Source organism: Enterococcus sp. NPDC086594, from assembly GCF_044746145.1.
GTDB classification, from domain to species: Bacteria; Bacillota; Bacilli; order Lactobacillales; family Enterococcaceae; genus Enterococcus_D; species Enterococcus_D entomosocium.
The window spans coordinates 521,752-540,460 of sequence record NZ_JBIVBP010000001.1; the positions used below are offsets into that span (position 1 = coordinate 521,752).

At 41.4% G+C, this 18,709-nt stretch carries 17 protein-coding genes; 1 reads left to right on the forward strand and 16 read right to left on the reverse strand.

Annotated features, from left to right (window positions below):
• Positions 1–75: 75 nt before the first annotated feature.
• The 14 genes from ACIPK1_RS02410 to ACIPK1_RS02475 all read right to left on the reverse strand — a co-directional run bounded on the left by ACIPK1_RS02410 (position 76) and on the right by ACIPK1_RS02475 (position 15,745).
• Positions 76–1,416 (reverse strand): hypothetical protein, encoded by a 1,341-nt coding sequence (locus ACIPK1_RS02410; RefSeq protein ID WP_005234094.1) that lies wholly within the window; start codon positions 1,414–1,416, stop codon positions 76–78.
• Positions 1,417–1,572: 156 nt separating this feature from the next.
• A complete protein-coding gene (locus tag ACIPK1_RS02415) occupies positions 1,573–1,914 on the reverse strand; it encodes a PTS lactose/cellobiose transporter subunit IIA (RefSeq protein ID WP_005234093.1) in 342 nt (113 codons plus the stop codon).
• Between the two features lies 1 nt (position 1,915).
• The gene (locus tag ACIPK1_RS02420) at positions 1,916–2,215 is read right to left on the reverse strand and encodes a PTS sugar transporter subunit IIB (protein ID WP_008380633.1); all 300 of its coding nucleotides are present in this window, start codon (positions 2,213–2,215) and stop codon (positions 1,916–1,918) included.
• A 28-nt stretch (positions 2,216–2,243) separates the two neighbouring features.
• Positions 2,244–3,509 (reverse strand): PTS sugar transporter subunit IIC, encoded by a 1,266-nt coding sequence (locus tag ACIPK1_RS02425; protein ID WP_008380631.1) that lies wholly within the window; start codon positions 3,507–3,509, stop codon positions 2,244–2,246.
• A gap of 15 nt (positions 3,510–3,524) precedes the next feature.
• Complete coding sequence (locus ACIPK1_RS02430; protein WP_008380628.1) at positions 3,525–4,310, reverse strand: tyrosine-protein phosphatase; 786 nt, start codon at positions 4,308–4,310, stop codon at positions 3,525–3,527.
• Positions 4,311–4,313: 3 nt separating this feature from the next.
• Positions 4,314–6,194, reverse strand: a complete 1,881-nt coding sequence (locus ACIPK1_RS02435; protein ID WP_008380626.1) for a BglG family transcription antiterminator — start codon at positions 6,192–6,194, stop codon at positions 4,314–4,316.
• 244 nt (positions 6,195–6,438) lie between these two features.
• Positions 6,439–7,464, reverse strand: coding sequence for a LacI family DNA-binding transcriptional regulator (locus ACIPK1_RS02440; protein WP_301388227.1), 1,026 nt, complete (start codon positions 7,462–7,464; stop codon positions 6,439–6,441).
• 3 nt (positions 7,465–7,467) lie between these two features.
• A complete protein-coding gene (locus tag ACIPK1_RS02445; protein ID WP_400449846.1) occupies positions 7,468–9,594 on the reverse strand; it encodes a glycoside hydrolase family 65 protein in 2,127 nt (708 codons plus the stop codon).
• A complete protein-coding gene (locus tag ACIPK1_RS02450) occupies positions 9,581–10,417 on the reverse strand; it encodes a carbohydrate ABC transporter permease (protein ID WP_016612747.1) in 837 nt (278 codons plus the stop codon). The genes ACIPK1_RS02445 and ACIPK1_RS02450 overlap by 14 nt, the downstream gene beginning before the upstream one ends.
• A 5-nt stretch (positions 10,418–10,422) precedes the next feature.
• On the reverse strand, positions 10,423–11,331 hold the full coding sequence (locus ACIPK1_RS02455; protein WP_008380619.1) for a carbohydrate ABC transporter permease: 909 nt from the start codon (positions 11,329–11,331) through the stop codon (positions 10,423–10,425).
• A gap of 62 nt (positions 11,332–11,393) precedes the next feature.
• Positions 11,394–12,671 carry an extracellular solute-binding protein gene (locus tag ACIPK1_RS02460; protein WP_301388222.1) on the reverse strand — a complete coding sequence of 426 codons (1,278 nt, stop codon included), beginning with the start codon at positions 12,669–12,671 and terminating at the stop codon, positions 11,394–11,396.
• Between the two features lie 11 nt (positions 12,672–12,682).
• On the reverse strand, positions 12,683–15,010 hold the full coding sequence (locus ACIPK1_RS02465; RefSeq protein ID WP_301388220.1) for a glycoside hydrolase family 65 protein: 2,328 nt from the start codon (positions 15,008–15,010) through the stop codon (positions 12,683–12,685).
• A gap of 50 nt (positions 15,011–15,060) precedes the next feature.
• Positions 15,061–15,354, reverse strand: a complete 294-nt coding sequence (locus ACIPK1_RS02470) for a hypothetical protein (protein ID WP_301388218.1) — start codon at positions 15,352–15,354, stop codon at positions 15,061–15,063.
• A complete protein-coding gene (locus tag ACIPK1_RS02475; protein WP_400449851.1) occupies positions 15,332–15,745 on the reverse strand; it encodes an RDD family protein in 414 nt (137 codons plus the stop codon). Before ACIPK1_RS02475 ends, ACIPK1_RS02470 begins: the two co-directional genes overlap by 23 nt.
• Positions 15,746–15,974: 229 nt before the next feature.
• Here ACIPK1_RS02475 and ACIPK1_RS02480 point away from each other — a divergent pair, with 229 nt between their 5' ends.
• Positions 15,975–17,189, forward strand: a complete 1,215-nt coding sequence (locus tag ACIPK1_RS02480; RefSeq protein WP_301388214.1) for an amidohydrolase family protein — start codon at positions 15,975–15,977, stop codon at positions 17,187–17,189.
• A gap of 91 nt (positions 17,190–17,280) precedes the next feature.
• On the opposite strand, the gene rbsK is transcribed toward ACIPK1_RS02480, so the two are convergent.
• Both rbsK and ACIPK1_RS02490 read right to left on the reverse strand, forming a co-directional pair.
• The gene (gene rbsK, locus ACIPK1_RS02485; protein WP_081487936.1) at positions 17,281–18,210 is read right to left on the reverse strand and encodes a ribokinase; all 930 of its coding nucleotides are present in this window, start codon (positions 18,208–18,210) and stop codon (positions 17,281–17,283) included.
• Positions 18,211–18,214: 4 nt separating this feature from the next.
• Positions 18,215–18,709: a GNAT family N-acetyltransferase gene (locus ACIPK1_RS02490; RefSeq protein ID WP_086297989.1), complete on the reverse strand. Its 495-nt coding sequence runs from the start codon at positions 18,707–18,709 to the stop codon at positions 18,215–18,217.

Sequence of the window (18,709 nt, forward strand, 5' to 3'; positions counted from 1 at the left end):
GATAAATGTTCGGTTTTTATGCGATTTCAAAAAAAAGACACCGTCTAGAAATAAGACAGTGTCAGTTAACGACGCTTATACTTTTGTTTTCTTTAGTTGCCGATAAAATACCACCAGTCCACCTACTAGCAAACAGAGTACTCCTGCAATCGAGCCCCATTTTGCTGGCTCTAAAAAGCTTTGGATCCTTGAGGTCTGATTCGTTGCCGTCGTTCCTGATAGCTGAAACAAGAAAGCCAACGGCTGATGTTCAAAACGAAGAATAACAAATAGGAGTGTCATCAAAAGAAATTGATGTACCAGACTCCCTTTGCTTTGTGTGGCATACTTGGCTAAGCTCTGCTGTTCAATTGCTTCCGGTTTTGCCGCCAAATACTGTTTCGTGAGCCATTGATTCAATCCCGCATTAAAGAAACTAATGACAAATAAACTTATTGGGATCAAAAGATCGCTGCTAAATAGAAGAACACCAACCATCAATCCAAGCAAATACGCCGGTACTAACTGTTTTTCTAGCAAGCGTGCGAGTTTTCCTCCGAGAAACATTGCGCCAAAAAGGCCCAGTGCATAAGGCAAGTAAACGTGAGTACTAAGCGCTTGTGCCCCAAATCGACCGGTAACATAGACCGAGCCGAAAAGAAAAAGAAAGTTACCGATCACTCCCCGAATAAAGGTGAGGATGTTCAAGTGAAGCGGCTGTTTCCACGAGCGGCTGCGTTTCGTTAAAGTGATCAGCAGCAAAGCAAAGAGAAACAAGAAGCCAGTAATCGCCCACTCAAACAGGGCATTCGACTTGATCAGCCTGGCTGATCGCAAGCCAAACAGTAAGAGAAAGAAAAAGAAATACAACAAAAACTGCTTGTTGAATAACTGGTTGCGCTGCATCAACGGTCTTTTTGGGAGGTTGTTGAAGGTTTGACTACTCTTAGCTGCCAGCACAAAGAGTGCAAAATAACTGCCAAATAGGCCAACGCCTTGAAGGTCATCAGGCAACCGTAAGGCAAACAGTAAAACAAAAAGAAAGAACAGCGCCTCCTTCCAATCATTTTTCAGCGGCTGTTCAGTGAGCTTGGCTTTTTGTCGTACCATCAGATCAGCTGGCGGCAGCCAAGAAGCACTGATCCCCAACAAACCAGCAGCTGGCAAGAGTGCCACGCTCCACCAGGTGCTCAAGATACCTACCAATGCGCCGGCGCCGCCGATCAAGACACTTGCTGCTAACAATGATGGTGCAAAAAGCGCCGTAAGCGTCTGTAAGAAAAAGACCCCTGTCATGCGAAAGGTATAAAAGAGCGCAAAGGCTAATGCTGCACTTAGCGACTGCTCTTTGCTCAAAGATAAGAAATAAAGATACGGGATGATCGTGATCGTATTGCTGATGATCAAAAGTGCGGTATGGGATTTTAAAACTTTCATCGTCCGACTCCTTGCCTTGATTTAAAGTTCCATCTTTCTTCTATCCTACACTTTCAAGCAATCCTGTCAACTTGCGTGCCAAATTTAAGCAAAAAGAAACCAAGTGTATTGTCAAAAGACTGACACTTCGTTTCTTTTTCTTATTGCGATTTTCGGCTAGAAGCCAGTAGACTGAATCGTTTGCTTAATTGCCTGAATTTCTTCATACAACCCTTGAAACTCTTTTGCAAGCTCACTCATGATGTCTGCGCTCATCAAAAGATCTTCCGCATGACTTAATAGTAAGGACATCCAAACTTTGTCCCCTTGAGCTTCTTGTTGAACTAACTTCCGATGTGCCAAATGGGCTTCATGATAGTGTTCTTTTCCTTTTTCGATTGCTTGCAGTGCAGCCAGATTCTGGGCTTCTCTTCCTTTTTGAATACTTTCAAAAAAGCAACTTCTTGCCATACCCGCTTGCGAGATAATCTGAAAACAAATTTGTTCTTTTTCTTCCATTCTACTCTCCTATTAGTTCAAGTGCTTGTTCCAATGCTTTTTTTCCATCCATCATGCCATAGGTGCGCATGTCGATACTGGCTGCTGGACAAGCAACTAAGCCTTGGACTTCATTTAATCGGTAAGAAACTTGCGGTCCTAACAGTACGCAATCAGCATCTTTTGCTGCAGTCGTGACCGATTCAATGGAGAACGCATCGATCACCACCGCTTCTCCTTTTTCTTGCGCTGCTTTTTTCATATTATTTACTAAGACGCCAGTAGACATGCCGCCAGCGCAAACTAATACTATTTTTTTCATCATTGTTCCTCCATTTTCTCGTTATTTGTTACTCAACGACTGCCGCTTGAGTTTGCAGATTCTTTTCTTCAGCTAGTGCTGCTTTGTCTTGCAGACGCATAAAAGGGATGTAGATGATGACACATAAGACAAATTGGATCAATTGTGCAATGATCCCTTGCCAGCCATTCACTAAGAAGCCACCGAAAATAATCGGAAATCCAGTTGGGATATTGACTCCATTGTGATAAGGCAAAAAGCCGACAATTGTTAAGAGATATGCTGACAACACGGAAACAGCCGGTGTTACCATCAAGGGAAGCAGCATTCTGATATTCATCACCTGAGGAATCCCAAATTTGATTGGCTCAGAAATACCAAACATGGAAGGGATCAATCCAATTTTACCAACAGCTTTTAGCTGCTCTGATTTGCAACCAAAAATAGCCAGTAAAGCGACTGCAAATGAACGAGCCCCGCGATTGTTCAAAATAAACCCAATCGTAAACAAATGTGGTAATGCTTGGCCGGCACTGTACGCCGCCAGATTATCAAGCCCTGGTTGGTAAAAGACCAACATCAAGATCGGATAAACAGCCAACACTCCGTGAATGCCAAAGAACCAAAGAAATTCGATAAACGCCACAATGATCATACAAGCAAAAATATTCGCTCCTAGCAAGGTCAATGGAGCTTGTACCCAAGTATAGATCATATCTGTCAGCGTGCCGTAAGGAGTTGCCGCCATGCCCACATAAATGATGCCCATAATGGCTGAAACAATAATTGCTGGCACGATCGCTGCAAAGGATTTGTTGACGATCGGCGGTACCGAATCCGGCATTTTGATCATCAAATTCTTCTGTACACATAAAATGTAAATTCTGGCACCCAACAAACCGCCAAACATGGCGACAAACATCCCACCGGAGCCAAGGGTCGACAACTCCATCGTACGGGTTTCTTCTAAAGTCGAAATCGGACTCAAGATCAAAAATGATACCAAACTCATGATACCGGCATTTAGTTGATCCGCATTTAAATGCTCGGCTAATTTATAGCCAACTAGAAAGGCGACATAAACGGAAACGACATCGATCGTCATCGCGTTGACTTGGGTTAATAATGCTTTCAAACCAATTTGTTCCATTATCTGTTGCGTTGCCCCAATGTCGATCGCATTGATCAAGGAAGCAATGGAACTGATCATCATGACGGGCATTAAGCCCATCATTGCATTGGCAATGGCTTTCATATAAATATTGTTTTGTACTTGAACGGCTGCAGCTAGTATTTTATCTTTCAGTGTATTCATAAGGTCCTCCTTCACTTAATCCCGCAAGTATTTATCTTTAAGTAGCTGGATTTTCTGCTGTGAAAAACCCAGTTCTTCTTTTACATATGTTTCAATCCCCCCATGAGCCTCAATCAAATCCAAAGCGGTTTGTAAAAAACACCGATCAGCTTCTTTGAAGTATCGCATTGCTGCCACAAAATCGGGGTTGTTCGTTTCTTCTTGTATCTGCTTGAGACTCTTGGTATTTTTCTCCCTTTTGTACTCGTTGGTCAGCAGGTAATCTTCCATGACCTCTTCATAACTGACACCCAACAGTAACTGAATCAGGGCAACGCCATACCCGGTGCGGTCTTTGCCACCACGACAGTGCTGAACCACTGCACCTTCAGCTTCCAAATGAATGGCCAATACTTCTTTGAAAACGGTCTTGCATTGACTGTTTTCAACAAATTCATAATTTTGCCGAATCATCAATTCTTTTGCAACTTCGGCGGTGATTTTTTCTGCAGAAAGCGCCATTGGTTCCCCTTCTTCTGAAGAAGCTAAAGCAGCAATATCAGCAATTGGCGTCAAATAAAGTATCTGAGCATTCCCAATGGGTTTGTCTTCATTGTCTGCTCTTTCTTGGGCATTGCGGTAGTCAATAATTTTCTCAATTCCCAGAGCTGCTAATTTTTTCTGATCGGCTTCTGTCAATTTGCTCAATTCGTCTGAGCGATATAGTTTTCCAGTCACTACGTATTTGCCCTCTTTGGTCCGATAGCCGCCAAAATCGCGAAAATTATACGCACCTTCTAAGGTTACTTTTTCATTTGTCATACACTACTCCTTTAAATAATTAATGAACGTCATAAAGTCCGTTGTCGCAGCTAGTTTGTTTACTTTATCCAACGAAGAACATTGTTTGATCAAATGATCATTCAGCGGTTTCACTTTTAAGTGATCTTGTTCAGCAATCACTAATAAGAAAACGAGACGAACCGTCTGTTTGTACCAGAACACTGGCTTTTTCAAGTTTGCAACGGCAATCACCGTTTCTGCACCAATCAGCGCATTGGGATGAGGGAAAGCGACTGACGGTAAGAAATCGGTTCCAAAAAAGGCTTCTCGTTCAAAAACCAACGTTTCAAAATTCTCAGGCATTGAATACTGTTCTTTGATTTGTTGGCATAAAAAATGCAACACCGCTTCTTTTGTTTCAAATTCTTGTTCACAGATGAATAACGATTCCTTAAAGTAGTTCAAAAGCACTTCTTCTGTGAAGATAGCGGCCAATGCGGCTTCGATCTTTTTGATCATATCCGGTTGCATAAAATAATCAACATTCATAACAGGAATCGTTCCTTCGTAAGGAAGTGGAATCGAAGAAAAGATAAAATCGAACTCCTGCTCTTCGATCATTTGCAAAAATTCATATGGATTGCATACCGTGACTTTCTTGATATAATTGCGAAAATAAAACTCAAATTTCTCTTTAAGGAAGGTATTGGCCGCTCGGCCGAGGTCATTGACCACTAAAATATACTTGCGCTGTGTTTGCGAATTTTTCTTATTTAAAGCCACATCAAAGTGCATCGCCAAATAGCTGAGTTCATGATCACTGATGGTCTTTTCAAATTGCTTTGCAATGACTTGACCGGCAATGATGGCTAAATCATAAGCGACATTACAGTGTACCTTCACCTCATTCAACAAAGGATTTTTCAGCTCGATCCCCAATTCGATCCGATCGATCAGCGGAGCAAAGTGCAACATCAACATCGTTTGCAGATCCAAGTCTTTGCTGAAATCGATTTGGCGGCTTTCCTTGATCGCTTTTAAAATTTTGCTGACCAATTCTGCTGCTTCATCTGAAACAGTCATCTTTTCATTTCTAGGGACTACTCGTTTGCCAACGATTTGCCCTAAAACATAATTTCGCTCGTATTCGGTAAAATGTACAGCACACTCTTTTTCAATTCTGGCGATGATTCGCTCTCCTAGTAATGTCTGCTCATCATTGGTCCTGCCGCTGATCGGTAGGTTTCGATCTAAGTAGCGGCCGCTTTGCATGCGTAAGACAGCGATCGCTAAATGATTCACCAGATTGTTCAAAATAGCCTCCGACATGGGGTAGGCTTTTTGCGAAAACTCCGACGAAACGATCGCTTTTATCTGCTGGTGAAGAAGCGACGGTGTATCTTCGCTGATTGTGCCCTCTTCTAACTGCTTGATATGGGTTCTTTGCAAATAATTACTAGCCATAAACCGTCTCAAGTCAAATTCGCTACCGCTAAGTTTCATTCCGTAATACGGCTTCGTTTGAATGGAGAGCTGGTAATGGCTTAGTATCCGTCGCAGCTTTTTCAATTCTTGAGATAGCTTACTCTGAGAAATGAATAAGCGTTCGCAAAGCATTTCGGATTTAATATACGTTTCTTCTTGAATAAAGAATTCAATAATTCTAGAAACAAAGTCGTCATTGTGGGACGCTTGTTCTTTCCTTCGCTGAAAAGCTTCTTCGTTCGTTATTTGTAAATACAACCCACTCCCTTTTTTCGCTTGAATCATACAACCGTATCGTTCTTGATGCTGGTTGATTTCTTCTGCATAACGGCGAACGGTTTTTCTGCTAACACCCAACTCGGCAGCAGCCGCTTTACTCGTCATAAAACCGTCATGCTCCGAAAGTGTTCTTAACAACAATAGGCTTAATTTTTCCATCTCTCTCTCCCTCGCTTACTAGTTTAGAGTCAAACCCAAGCAACCTCCATAGGTATATCTTCCCTTTCATTAAGGGAAATTTCTACAAGAAGTTGCTTGCCTTGTGCTTTGCTTCTTATCAAAAAAACGAATGGTCGTGACTTTCACTTTGTTGTTGCCACATATGACCGACCAATTTGTTTGAGTTTTCTTCTCCACAAAAAAAGACATGATCTTCACTCAATGAAGGTCATGTCTTTTTTATTTAGCGAACCTCGCTGATTTTCTCTACCGACTGTCGCACTTTTAATTGATGGGGACTAATTTTTCGATGGCTCGTTTCTGCTTGATTGGTGATGATGTCTGCTAGTAATTCAGCTGCATCATAACCGATTCGTTCCATATCTTGGGCAACGGTTGTTAATTCAGGCGTTACGTAGCTAGCCAAAATAATATCATCGAACCCGATGACCGAAATATCTTCAGGAACCCGCAAGCCCATGTCTTTGATTCCTCGTATCGCTCCGATTGCCATAATATCACTAGCACAGAACAGTGCAGTGATTTCTTGATTGTTTTCTAACAGATTTTTACAAATCAAATAGGCAATTTCTTCTTCATAGTTGGCGTACTGGATATACGACTCATTCACTAACAAGCCATGCGCTGCCAAAGAAGCGCGGTAGCCTTTTTCTCTAAGTTCACTGACATTGGCATCACGACTCCCGTTGATCATGCCAATTTGTCGATGATTATTGGCAATCAAAAAATCCACAGCTTCTTGCGCCGCTTTTTCATTGTCAATCGAAACCAAGCCGATCTTAGGATTGTCGATTTCCATATCAATCAGAACTGTCGGCAAAGAGGTTTGCTGTACTTCCTGGTAGTAAGGATCGGTGGTTTTTAACCCTTGAATCACTACACCAGTGATATTGTGCTCATTGCAGAACTGACTAAACGTCTTTTGCTTTTGTTTCTCAGTACTTGTCCCATAAAAGACAAACTCAAAATCTGACTGATCCGTATAACGATAGACCCCATTCAACACTTCCAAAGGCATCGTTGATTTTCGGTTGAAATTCAACTCATTTAAAATCAAGGCGATGGTTTGTTGTTTCTTGGAAGACAGTGTCCTTGCTGCCATGTTTGGGGAATAGTCTAATTCTTTCGCTATTTTTAAAATTTCTTGCTTGGTTTGCTGGTTGATATCACTATACCCGTTAAAAACTTTGGATACAGTCGCTATTGATACACCGGCTGCCTTTGCCACATCGCGAATCGTTGTTCGCATTTGCTATCTCTCCTTTATCCAAATACCACCATCAGTCTTCGTAGCGAGCAATTGGGTTGTCTCCGCTAACTGACAGTCAATATCGCGATCCTTTAAACTGATTTTAACAGGTTCTCCTTGATAAAAGAGCGTAAATTTTAGTTCTTTTATTTTCTGTGGCAAATGATTCGCTAATCGCAGGCCTTGATCGTAATACAACCCTGCAAAACCGTAAATCAAGCTCAGCCAGCTTCCACCCATATTTGCTGCGTGAATGCCATCGACAACGTTTTTTTGGAGATCCGTTAAATCCATCAAAGCCGTATCCATAAAATAACGATAGGCTTTTTCAGAATCCCCAATTCGACTCGCCATCACGCTAAAAATAGAACGAGACAAGGAGGAATCATGCGTCGTCACTTGTTCGTAATAGTCATAATCTTTTTTTAATTGCTCAAGACTGAAGTCTCCTGTATAGAGCATTTGGGCCAAAACCGTATCGGCTTGCTTACAGACTTGATGTTTGTAGATGACCATTGGATGATAATGCAACAGGAGAGGATACTTTTCAGCAGGTGTAGTTTCAAATGGCCAGACTGCTTGTTCTAAGAATCCATCGTCTTGCTTCGTAATCCCTCGCTGTTCATCGTAACCAAAGTACATTAAGTCGGCTGCTTGCTGCCAAGCACTAATTGTTTCTTGGTATTTACCATACCGCTGTGCTAACTCAATGGCATAATATAGATTATTTTGAACCATTTTATTCGTATAAAAATTATTATTAACAAGGGCACTGTACTCATCAGGTCCAGTCACTCCATTGATGCAAAAGGCAAGTTTGCCCTCTTTTTCTACTAGATCGCCATAGCTCAACCAGAATTTCGCCGTTTCAAAAACAACTTCACTGCCAACCGTTTCGATGAATGCCTGGTCGCCAGTCACTCGTTCATACAATTGGAATGCATAAACGATATCCGCATTGATATGGACTTGGGCAGTTCCCGCTGGATAATAAGCACTCGTCTCATTTCCATCAATTGTTCGCCAGGCAAACAAAGCACCCTCTTGGCTTAGCTCCTGCGCCCGTTGTTTGGCTTGCGGCAAGATCTTCCCGCGATAGGAAAGCAATGCCTTGGCTATTTCAGGGTTCGTGAAAATAAAAAATGGCAACAGATACATTTCCGTATCCCAGAAGTAATGCCCTTCATATCCCTCGCCAGTCAATCCTTTGGCTGCGAAATTTGTTCTGCCGTCTCGCCCCGCACCTTGATTCAAATGAAACAAATTGAACCGAATGCCTTTTTGAAGAACTGGATCTCCTTCGATTTGGATATCACTTGCCGCCCAAAATTGCTGATAACTTTGTTGCTGCTCTTGCAAGAGAACTTCAAAATCGGCTAACTCTTGGTTAAAAGGTGTTTCGTGATTTTGATTATCTTCAAGTAGTTTCATTTGGAAAACCGTCGTAAGCGTTTCCTCTGCTTGTAATTGCTTTTCGCCATTGATCACTCGAATTGCTATACTTCGTTGACTATTTTCAGCAGTCCAAATCGCATAATCCTGATAATCAGCTTTTCGTAAGTGATGTGCTTTACTAGCAACCCGAGGATCATCTGTTTGAACAATTGCTGCTTTTTGTTCTAACGGATGTGTTATGGAAATTGGCTCTGAGAAATTGGTGTTCTTAATTTGATACTGACAGACGTAAAGTTCACTTCGTGTCACAGAGGCAAACGACTGCATCACCAATTCAAAAGTTTTACCTAGTGGCGTTACTACTTTATAGGATTCATCCAACACGCCTTTTTCCAAATCCAAAGTCATTTGTATAGGCTTTACTTGCCATTCTGAAGCACTAGAGTCCTCGTCACCAATCTGTAAACGTACACCTCTTAGATTCGGCAGCTTGATGATCGTCTGATGCTCTTTGGCATAGCCGTATGCCCATTCACCATATTGGATCGTCTCACTATCAAAAAAACCATTAACAAAGGAGCCTGGGTTTCCCTTGTAAAGCTCATTGACTTTTAAGGGGTGACCTGCACGCACGCCAATTTGACCATTGCCAACTGCAAACAATGTTTCTAAGTATTCAGGGGTTTGATGAGAAAGTTCCTGTGCTCTTACTTTAAATGAATCATTTTTCGCCATCCATTCGCACTCCTTGTAAGAAATATTTGTTGAACAGCAAGTAAATGATCACAATGGGAATGATCGTGATCACACTTGCCGCCATCGTCTGATCCCATCGTACACCACCATTTCGACTTTGGAAAGTCTGCAACCCTAGAGTCAAAGTATATTTACTTGGTGTGGTCAAATAGAGCATTGGTTTCATGAATTCATTCCAAAAGCCCATAAAAATAAAGACAGCTTGTGTTGCGATGGATGGTTTTGCTAATGGCATCACGATACGAAAGAATGTTTGAAATCTGCCGAGACCATCGATTGCCGCAGCTTCTTCCACATCTTTTGGAAAAGATAAAAAGAATTGACGCATCATAAAGATATTCCCGATGTTGATCGCAGCTGGTAAAATCAACGCTGAAAAACTATCTAACATTCCTAGATTCATCAAGATTAAGTAATTTGGAATCAACAAAACCTGAGCTGGCACCATCATCAATGCCAAAAATCCATAGTAAATTCGTTCACGCCCCGGAAAATTTAATCTTGCTAAGGCATAACCTGCCATCGTATTTAATAAAATATTGATGGTCGTTCCAATAACGGATATAATCACGGAGTTTAGAAACCAGCGCATAAACAAAGAAGAGCGCCCCAAGACATATCGAAAATTGTCTAAAGTAAACTCATTGGGGATCAAACTCATATCCCCAGAAACAATTTCTCTATAGGGTTTGAAAGATGCAGCAATTGCCCAGACAAAAGGATAAAAGGTCAGTACTGCATAAAGAATCAAGATCGTATAAAGCAAAATCTTTAAAATTTTTGTTTTCTCTTTTCCTCTCACGGACGTTACCCTCTTTCTTTGTTCAATTTTTCTGCTAAAAGTGACGTGATAAAGATAATAATTGCTAAAACGATCGCTAATGCTGCCGCATACCCCATCGTGTTCATTTGTCCAAAGGCGTATTGGTAAATCATTAGTGACAAGGTCAGAGTCGAATTGTTGGGTCCCCCTGATCCGTTCGAGAAGATATACGCCTGGTCAAACATCTGAAAGGTACCAATGATCCCCGTCAGCAGTACATAGGTAGTGATTGGGCGTAGATAAGGAATCGTGATATACCGTAATTTATCCACGGTTGTCGCACCATCGATCTCTGCTGCTTCGTACAAAGAATGAGGCAGATCAACTAAAGAAGCCAAATAGATCGTCATATAATAAGGCACGGTCGACCAGATATTCATTACCATAATCACTTTCAACGCATAGGCCGGTTCTTGTAAAAAATTGATTGGTTCTGAGTAAAATCCTAAATTCATAAATAAGTCATTGACTGGACCGTAAATATTAAAAATAAACATAAAGATGATCGTCAATGCTGAACTAGAAGTTAAAGTTGGCAAAAAATAAACCATCCGAAACAGTTTCTTCCCCTTGATTCCTTTGCTGCTTAAAATATACGCGATAATCAAAGCAAAAATCGTTTGTAACGGAACGACGACCAAGGCAAACGTGGCCGTATTTCTAAGAGCGATTCGCGCTTTTTGATCGGTGAAGATACGTAAATAGTTTTCTATCCCTTTAAAAGAAAATGTATTGGTAAACAAATTGACGTCGTTGAAAGATAGATAAAAAGCAAAGAGAACAGCTAAGACGAAAAAGATTCCTACGACAATGATTGCTGGAGCCAGAAAGAGCCACGCTTGTCGGATTTCTTGCCATTGGCTTTTTGTATAGTTAGTTTTTTTTCGTTCCATCATGTTGTCACCTTTCCCAAAAGAAAAGAGAGAGGAGTTCCTCTCCCTCGTTCAAATTCAGACTAGTTTGCTGTAATATCTGCGTTCGCTTGTTCATCAGCAGCTTCCATTGCTTCTTCAAAGGTCATGTTTCCATTTAAAGCATTCGGTAAAAAGTTTTGATAGGCTTTGTTGATCGTATCTAAAGTGGTGCCCTTTTGCCAAATCGTTGCATAATCCCAAGCCTCTAGGTGAACATTCAAGTCACTGTTTTCTGTGATTTTGGCCGCATCTGCTACATCTTGACGACTAGGTAATGTCCCGGTTCCTTCAACCCATGCTTGCATACCGCTTTGACCAGTAGCGTGTTGAATCCATTTATCTGCCAAGGCACTTTTTTCAGTCCCAACATATTTTCCCCAACCGACAGAAAACATCATTGACCCTTCCGTTCCTTTATACGTTGGCATTTCTTTTACAACAAAAGGAATATCAGGAAATTCTGTCTTAAGTGTCTCATACACCCAGTTTCCTTCATCCATGATCGCAATTTTTCCAGAACCAAAAGCTTCGCCGTTCCAACCTGTTCCGATATCTTGCGGTGTAACAGCTGCTTTCGTATCGACCAACTCTTTTAAAATAGAAAGATTATCAACTACTGCTGGATCAGCCAAATTAGCCGTCCCATCTTCATTGATTGGTTGAGCATTTTCCCGCGTTGCAAAATGATAGTTGCGAGCCATATCTTGGTTATAGCTCATGGCAAAAACATTTCCGTCACCATACGCCTCATTGATTTTTTCTTGGAACGACGGCAGCCACTCAACATACGCTTCAAGTGTGTCTGGCACTTCATCGATCGACACACCCGCTTCTTCAAAAATCGCTGTATTGAAATAGAGTGCTAAAGTTGACATATCTTTGGGAACAGCCTGCAGTTGTCCATCCGAAGTCGTAAAAGCATCGATCAAGCTATCATAAAACTGCTCACTTTCAAAATTAGCCGGATCCAGTTCTGCAAGTGTGCCATTCTCTGAGAACCATGGGAACATATAGGCATCCACGTAAAAGACATCTGGTGCCGTTCTACCAGCCATGTCAGCTTGAATTTGGGTATTATAATCGGTATATACTTTCTTTTCAACTGTTGCACCCGTTGCTTCTTCAAAAGATTGGATCATCTCATCCAACGATTTTTCTTCTGCCTCGTTGCCACCCCAAACACCGATCGTTAACGAATCCCCTGTGAAATCCGTCTGATCTGTCGAACTACTGGTGTCTTCGTTTCCCCCACAAGCTGCCAGCACCACTGCTGCAGACAATAGAAGCCCTGTTCCTACTACTTTTTTCCATCCAGTCATTTTATTTCCCCCTAAAAAGTGATTTTGATTTGTTCTTCAAGCAGATAAACCTTATCAAAAGCGATAAACTCAATCGCTTGCTCCCCATGGTTGGTGACCGTAAAACCTTCCTGTGTGACCTCAATCTTTAATGGCTGTTGGTGCCACATAATACCAAATTCAAGTGCTTCCCAAGCCTTTGGTAAATGTGGTTCGATTCTTAACTGGCCGTCTAAACAACGGACACCACCATAGCCGAAGACCGTCATTTGCCAAATACCGCCGAGTGATGCTGCATGAATCCCTTCATTGGAAGACAGCATATTTTCTCCCATATCAATGTTGATTGCTTGTTGAAACAAATCATAAGAAAGTGCTATTTCCCCTAAATCAGCAGCGAGGATGGCATGTGTCGATAAGGATAAGGAAGAATCATGCAACGTTTTCGGCTCATAGTAATCCCAATTCAACCGTTTCTCTTCTTTTGGAAAAAGGTTCTCAAATAAGAACAAGAGCAAAAGAACATCCGCTTGTTTCGAAACTTGCATCTCGTTGACCTGTTCTAAGTTATACTCATGGAACAGTGTGCCTACTTGCGAATCATTTTTATATTTCGTGAGATCGATCTCTTTTTTCGTCAAATAGGTATCGTCTTGCGGGATGATTCCCGCTTCATTCGGTTGCGGTAAATAAATAGCAGCTACTTTTGCTTGCCATTCTTGATAAGCTTCATTTAATGGTAATTTTTCAGCTAGTTTCGTAAATTGTTCTGGCTGGTTCTTTTTCAACTCTTCATACAATGAAATAGCTAATTGAATGTTCCAGTGCGCAGTATGATTCGTGAAAGCATTATTATCGACATGCTCCTTATATTCATCTGGTCCGACAACGTCTAAAATTTCAAAGCGCTGGTTTTCTTCGGACCACTCTAAACGACTCGCCCAGAAGATCGCTGTATCAAAAATCACTTCATAGCCTTTTTCCCATGCAAATTGTTGATCATTCGTTACATCAATAAATTGTTTGATGCCGTAGGTGACATCGCTGGTAATATGCTGTTCAATAAATCCTGACCAAATTTTCGTTGGTAAGCCCGTAAGGATATCCGCAGCGCCCCAAACTGGCGTAGTCTCACCATCTTCAGGCCAAGCAGCTTCCCACGGAAATTGGGCGCCTTGATAGCCGTTATCAGTAGCTTTTTTATGGGCACCAGCCAAACCTAAATAGCGATAAGTCACTAATTTTTTGGCGATTTCTGGGTGTGTGAAGGTAAAATATGGCAGCATAAAAATCTCTGTATCCCAAAAGGTATGTCCTTTGTACCCTTCCCCAGATAGGCCTTTGGCACCTATGTTCATGCGTTCGTCATGGGCTGGTGTCATCACATGTAGATGATATTTTGCAAAATGAATCGCTAATTGATCTAGTGTGTTCTCTGTCTTGATTTTGATTGGAAAGACGGACCAGACTTCTTTGTCCCATGCCGTTGCTGAAGCTTTTGCTAATTCCTGATAGCCGTTTTTGCGAATCTCTTTCAGCTCTTCAAGGGCAATCTTCTTCAAATCTTGTGGTGTCTTTCCTAAATGCTCTTTATCGATCGTGGTATAAACAGAAGAAAACTTCTCAAGCTTCAACGTCTCATTAGGTGCCAAGGTTTGCCAGTAACGATTGTAGATTTTCCGTCTTCCCATCTCGATCCGCTTCTTGGTTCCATCATAGCAATCTTCTGTTTTTTCTAGATTATGTGCTGTCGAAAGAACAAAGGCGATCTTAGATTGAGTGGTCTTTGGCATCATTTGTAAGAAACGATTTTCTGTTAATGATTTGTCACCTTCAGTAAAATGCTGTGAGCCGCTATTTGTCTTTTGTCCGTCAATACCAGAAATAATTTCCAACGTGACTTCTTTTCCTAAATTTTCGACCAGCACTTGTTGCGCAAACACATGCTTTTGGGCAAAGGAAACACATCGCTTAAAGGTCAGTTCGACATTAATCTGACCATGTTTCCATTGAAAGGAGCGCGTGAGTTCCCCAGTTCTCAAATTTAAGACACGTGAATAGTTTGAATATTTGCCTTTTGATAAATCTAATCGTTCGCCATCAAAAAGGAGCTCCATTCCAATCATATCCGGCACATTAGGAAGCTCAGTCACTTCATTTTCGTCGAATTTATTAAAGGTTCCTGCAACAAAAAGATTACGCGTTTCGCCAACATATTTCTCTTCTGTCACAGAGCGCATCCCCAGATACCCGTTGCCCAAACACATGATGGCTTCTGCTTTGCCTAACCATTTTGTATCAAAGGTCTTTTCCGTAATTTTCCAAGGGTCTTCTTTTAAATACTGCATCGCTGTCTCCATTTTTTCCTCCTACTTCTTCAGAAAACGTTTTAGTTTCTTTCAAAAATTTTTTATTTATAAAAATAGTTATTGGACCGAAACAAAAGTACAATCAAGCCCATGAAATAACTACCAATTACTAGGACAATTGCTGCGTTAAGAAACACCCATCCTACGATCAAGTGGAGTGGCGCATAGTAAGCATAATCTCTAATTATTTTTGCGGCTTGGTATTCGTTTCGCCACTTCCAAGCAATAAGACTAGCACTAGCCCAAGCAAAAATAACTAACAAAAGTAGCGCTTGTGTATTGATCTCCAATAAAGGATTCTCTGTTAACAACTCATCGAAGGAGGTTTCGTTCATACTGATTATTCCCCTGTTTCTTATTGAACCCCACTACACTTAGTCCTAAAATGTCGTGTAACGTTTTTTTCGTACCTAGATAGAGGAAGAAAGAACCAGTGAAAAACAACCAACCGATCATTGGTAAAAAGTAGAGCAATTTTGCTACTTCCCTCATTCCTACAGTTAATAAATTACGTTGATTCGTAAAAACAACGAGTTTCGCAAAATGTTTGCCAATCGTTTTCCCCTCAAAACTACTCAAACAAATCATGTTGTAGACCACAAAGAGAAGTTGTGGCAAGACAATCGTTACTCCAGCAGGTACCATTAGGAGATAGCTAAGCATGGTACTTGGTAAAAAAATGATCATGCAATCAATCAAAAATGCTAGCAATCTTAGTAACAGCATATTTGTCCCCCTTTTTTCGAAAACCTTTTCGTTACATCCACATATTACCAGACATCTTTTCTCTATTCAAGCGTTTTCATAAAAAATAATGTTTATTTTTTCCGATTTCCTAATGGAAAATCGCGTAAATACTAAAACGTTTTAGATTGTCTGTTTTTTTGCAAGCGATTTGGTTGGGAACCAGCTTTACTTGTGATACCATGAAGCAAATACGAAAGAAGGCGATTTCTTGGATTTATGGCTTACAAATGTACAACTTGAGACGAGTTATTTAAAAGAAGGCGATTGGTCTTATGGAACCAAAACAGAAAATACAGCAATCGGGATCAATGATGGAAAAATAGCGGAGATCGTGCCGATGACCGAATGGCAGGCATCAAGCGAAGCGACGATCATTGATGGGGGAAATCAGTTATTGTTGCCAGGATTGATCGAAAAACATTGTCATTTGGACAAAAGTAAATTAGGTACTCCTTGGCGTCCAGTAACGCCGGCAGCTAGCTTGGTGGAACGATTTGAAACTGAGATTCCCCAATTAGATGCCTTGCCGTTATCGATCAAAGAACGCGGACAAGCGCTGATCGATTTAGAACTGCCTCATGGTGCGGTGATGTTCCGCTCACATATTGATATTGAACCAATGACTCAGCTGCGTTATTTTGATGCGATTACCGAATTAGTTGCCGAACAACCTTTTGGCTCGGAGTTGGTCTTATTCCCACAACATGGCTTATTGCGCTCAAATGCTGCTTCTTTGATTGAAGAAGCCTTAGCAACGGGCAAAGCATCTTTTATTGGCGGTGTTGATCCTTATATACTCGATCAAGATTACCAGGCTTCCTTACGGACAACTTTTGAACTTGCTCAAAAAGGACATGTCGGGATTGACCTCCATCTTCACGATCGGCAAGAAGCTGGCAGAGCGACCGTCAAAGAAATGATTCGTTTGACGAAGGAATTCAATATGCAAGGAAATGTGGCGATCAGTCACGCCTTTGGTCTAAATGACTTTGAAGGCACAGAACGCAAAGAAGTCTTTCAAGCCTTAGCAGATTTAGAGATCCACATCATTTCAAGTATTCCCATCAGCCCTGGCACGATTCCACCGCTTAAGGAATTGCAAAGCTATGGCGTTGCTGTTCATATTGGTTGCGACAACGTCTATGATTCTTGGTCTTCTCTAGGAGATGGTTCTTTACAAGAAAAACTGGCCCGCTATTTAGAGATTTTTGCCGTCAAAAGTCAGGAAGACTTGACGCAAGCATTAGGTTTAGTCACGGATGGCAAAGTCCCGTTGGATAAAAACGGTGTGCAGCAATGGCCTAAGGTTGGTGATTCGGCTGATTTCTTACTGACACCAGCTACTTGTACGGCAGAATTCGTTGCCCGTAAAGGCTTCGTCAGCAAAAGCTTTTATCAAGGAACAGTTGTTTTCACCGCATAAATCTTACCTATATAAAAGGCATCTGCGCTTCTTTTTAGAGGCGCAGATGCCTTTTTTCAGGAATAGTCGTTTGCTAATTGTACATAGCCTTTCAGGTAAATGAATCAACCTGCTGCTTCATAAACTCTTCTATTTCACTTCTTAGTGGCATTCCTGTTTGAGCCCCCAGCTTTTGAACGGACAGACTAGCTCCATTATTCGCCATAGAAACGGCTTCATAAAAATCGGCTCCTTCCCCTAAAGCTGCTGCCAAGATGCCATTAAAGGTATCCCCTGCACCGGTAGTGTCTACAACTGAAACTTTGTTCGATGGAATCGTCACAACTTGTGACTTTTCTACAAATGTTACCCCTTTGCTTCCTCGTGTGACAACGATTCGCGTGGCATATTTTTTTTGCCAATCAGCAATGACCTGCTCAATTTCGTCTTCCAAAATGGCCTCTTTACCGATCAAAGCGGCAAATTCCGTTTCATTTGGTGTCAAAATATCAATATACGGCAGGAGTTCCGGTACGATTTCATTGTAAGGAGCAGGATTCAAAATCGTTAGAACTCCTTTTTTCTTGGCAAGAATCAATGCTTGTTTGATTGTTTCCACAGGAATTTCCAGTTGAGTAAGTAAGATATCCCCTTGTGAAAGTTCACTGATTGTTTGCTGAACGTAGGCTTCATCGATCAGTCCATTCGCACCGGGGACGACAGTGATACAATTATCCTCTGCTAATTTAAAAATACTCGCAATTCCTGTGAACATATTTTTTTCACGGGAAACAGCCGATAAATCGAGAGCTTCTCTGCTGAGGTGCTGAAGAACCTTTTCCCCAAAAGTATCTTCCCCGATTTTCCCTAAAAATTTTGTTGATGCACCGTAACGAGAAGCTGCCACTGCTTGATTTGCTCCTTTGCCCCCGACAAAATAATCAATTTGCTCCCCAATGATCGTTTCGCCGATCCTCGGCATTCGTGTTGTCGTGATCACGATATCCATGTTCACACTACCTAAAATCGTTATCTTACTCAAAAAATCACCTATTTCTCTTGAATATATAAAAAGGACCAAAGGCTTCCCGACCCTCAATGGTCGTTTCACCAACCTTTAAAAACCCTGTTTTTACAAATAATCGCTGCATGGGCAGATTGGTATGATTTGTGATTGAAAGAAGTGTTTCCCCTTCATCACACTGTTGTTCCAAACAGCTTCTGATCCACTGGCGGCCAAAGCCTTGCCCCGCTTGAGATGGTCTCGCAACGAGTCGCTGAATCGTTCTTATCCCATGATATTCTTTGCTACAATTTGACAATGAGTCAACTGACAAAACACCGACACTTACAATGTTTTTATTTTCATCCTTCAACACCAACAGTTCCTTTTTCTCGATATCCTTCGCTAAGATTTCTAGGGAGGGATAAGTATCAGTCCACTGGTAGATTTTCCTTCTATTCATCTGCTGCTTTGCTTCGATGAACAGTTGAAAAATCTCTGCTAATTCTTGCCGTGACGCCCTTTGTAGTTCATTCAT

Excerpts from the sequence above, each read along its gene's own strand:
- ACIPK1_RS02410 (WP_005234094.1), bottom strand. The coding sequence starts at position 1,416 with ATGAAAGTTTTAAAATCCCATACCGCACTTTTGATCATCAGCAATACG.
- ACIPK1_RS02415 (WP_005234093.1), bottom strand. The coding sequence starts at position 1,914 with ATGGAAGAAAAAGAACAAATTTGTTTTCAGATTATCTCGCAAGCGGGT.
- ACIPK1_RS02420 (WP_008380633.1), bottom strand. The coding sequence starts at position 2,215 with ATGAAAAAAATAGTATTAGTTTGCGCTGGCGGCATGTCTACTGGCGTC.
- ACIPK1_RS02425 (WP_008380631.1), bottom strand. The coding sequence starts at position 3,509 with ATGAATACACTGAAAGATAAAATACTAGCTGCAGCCGTTCAAGTACAA.
- ACIPK1_RS02430 (WP_008380628.1), bottom strand. The coding sequence starts at position 4,310 with ATGACAAATGAAAAAGTAACCTTAGAAGGTGCGTATAATTTTCGCGAT.
- ACIPK1_RS02435 (WP_008380626.1), bottom strand. The coding sequence starts at position 6,194 with ATGGAAAAATTAAGCCTATTGTTGTTAAGAACACTTTCGGAGCATGAC.
- ACIPK1_RS02440 (WP_301388227.1), bottom strand. The coding sequence starts at position 7,464 with ATGCGAACAACGATTCGCGATGTGGCAAAGGCAGCCGGTGTATCAATA.
- ACIPK1_RS02445 (WP_400449846.1), bottom strand. The coding sequence starts at position 9,594 with ATGGCGAAAAATGATTCATTTAAAGTAAGAGCACAGGAACTTTCTCAT.
- ACIPK1_RS02455 (WP_008380619.1), bottom strand. The coding sequence starts at position 11,331 with ATGGAACGAAAAAAAACTAACTATACAAAAAGCCAATGGCAAGAAATC.
- ACIPK1_RS02460 (WP_301388222.1), bottom strand. The coding sequence starts at position 12,671 with ATGACTGGATGGAAAAAAGTAGTAGGAACAGGGCTTCTATTGTCTGCA.
- ACIPK1_RS02465 (WP_301388220.1), bottom strand. The coding sequence starts at position 15,010 with ATGGAGACAGCGATGCAGTATTTAAAAGAAGACCCTTGGAAAATTACG.
- ACIPK1_RS02470 (WP_301388218.1), bottom strand. The coding sequence starts at position 15,354 with ATGAACGAAACCTCCTTCGATGAGTTGTTAACAGAGAATCCTTTATTG.
- ACIPK1_RS02475 (WP_400449851.1), bottom strand. The coding sequence starts at position 15,745 with ATGCTGTTACTAAGATTGCTAGCATTTTTGATTGATTGCATGATCATT.
- ACIPK1_RS02490 (WP_086297989.1), bottom strand. The coding sequence starts at position 18,709 with ATGAATGAACTACAAAGGGCGTCACGGCAAGAATTAGCAGAGATTTTT.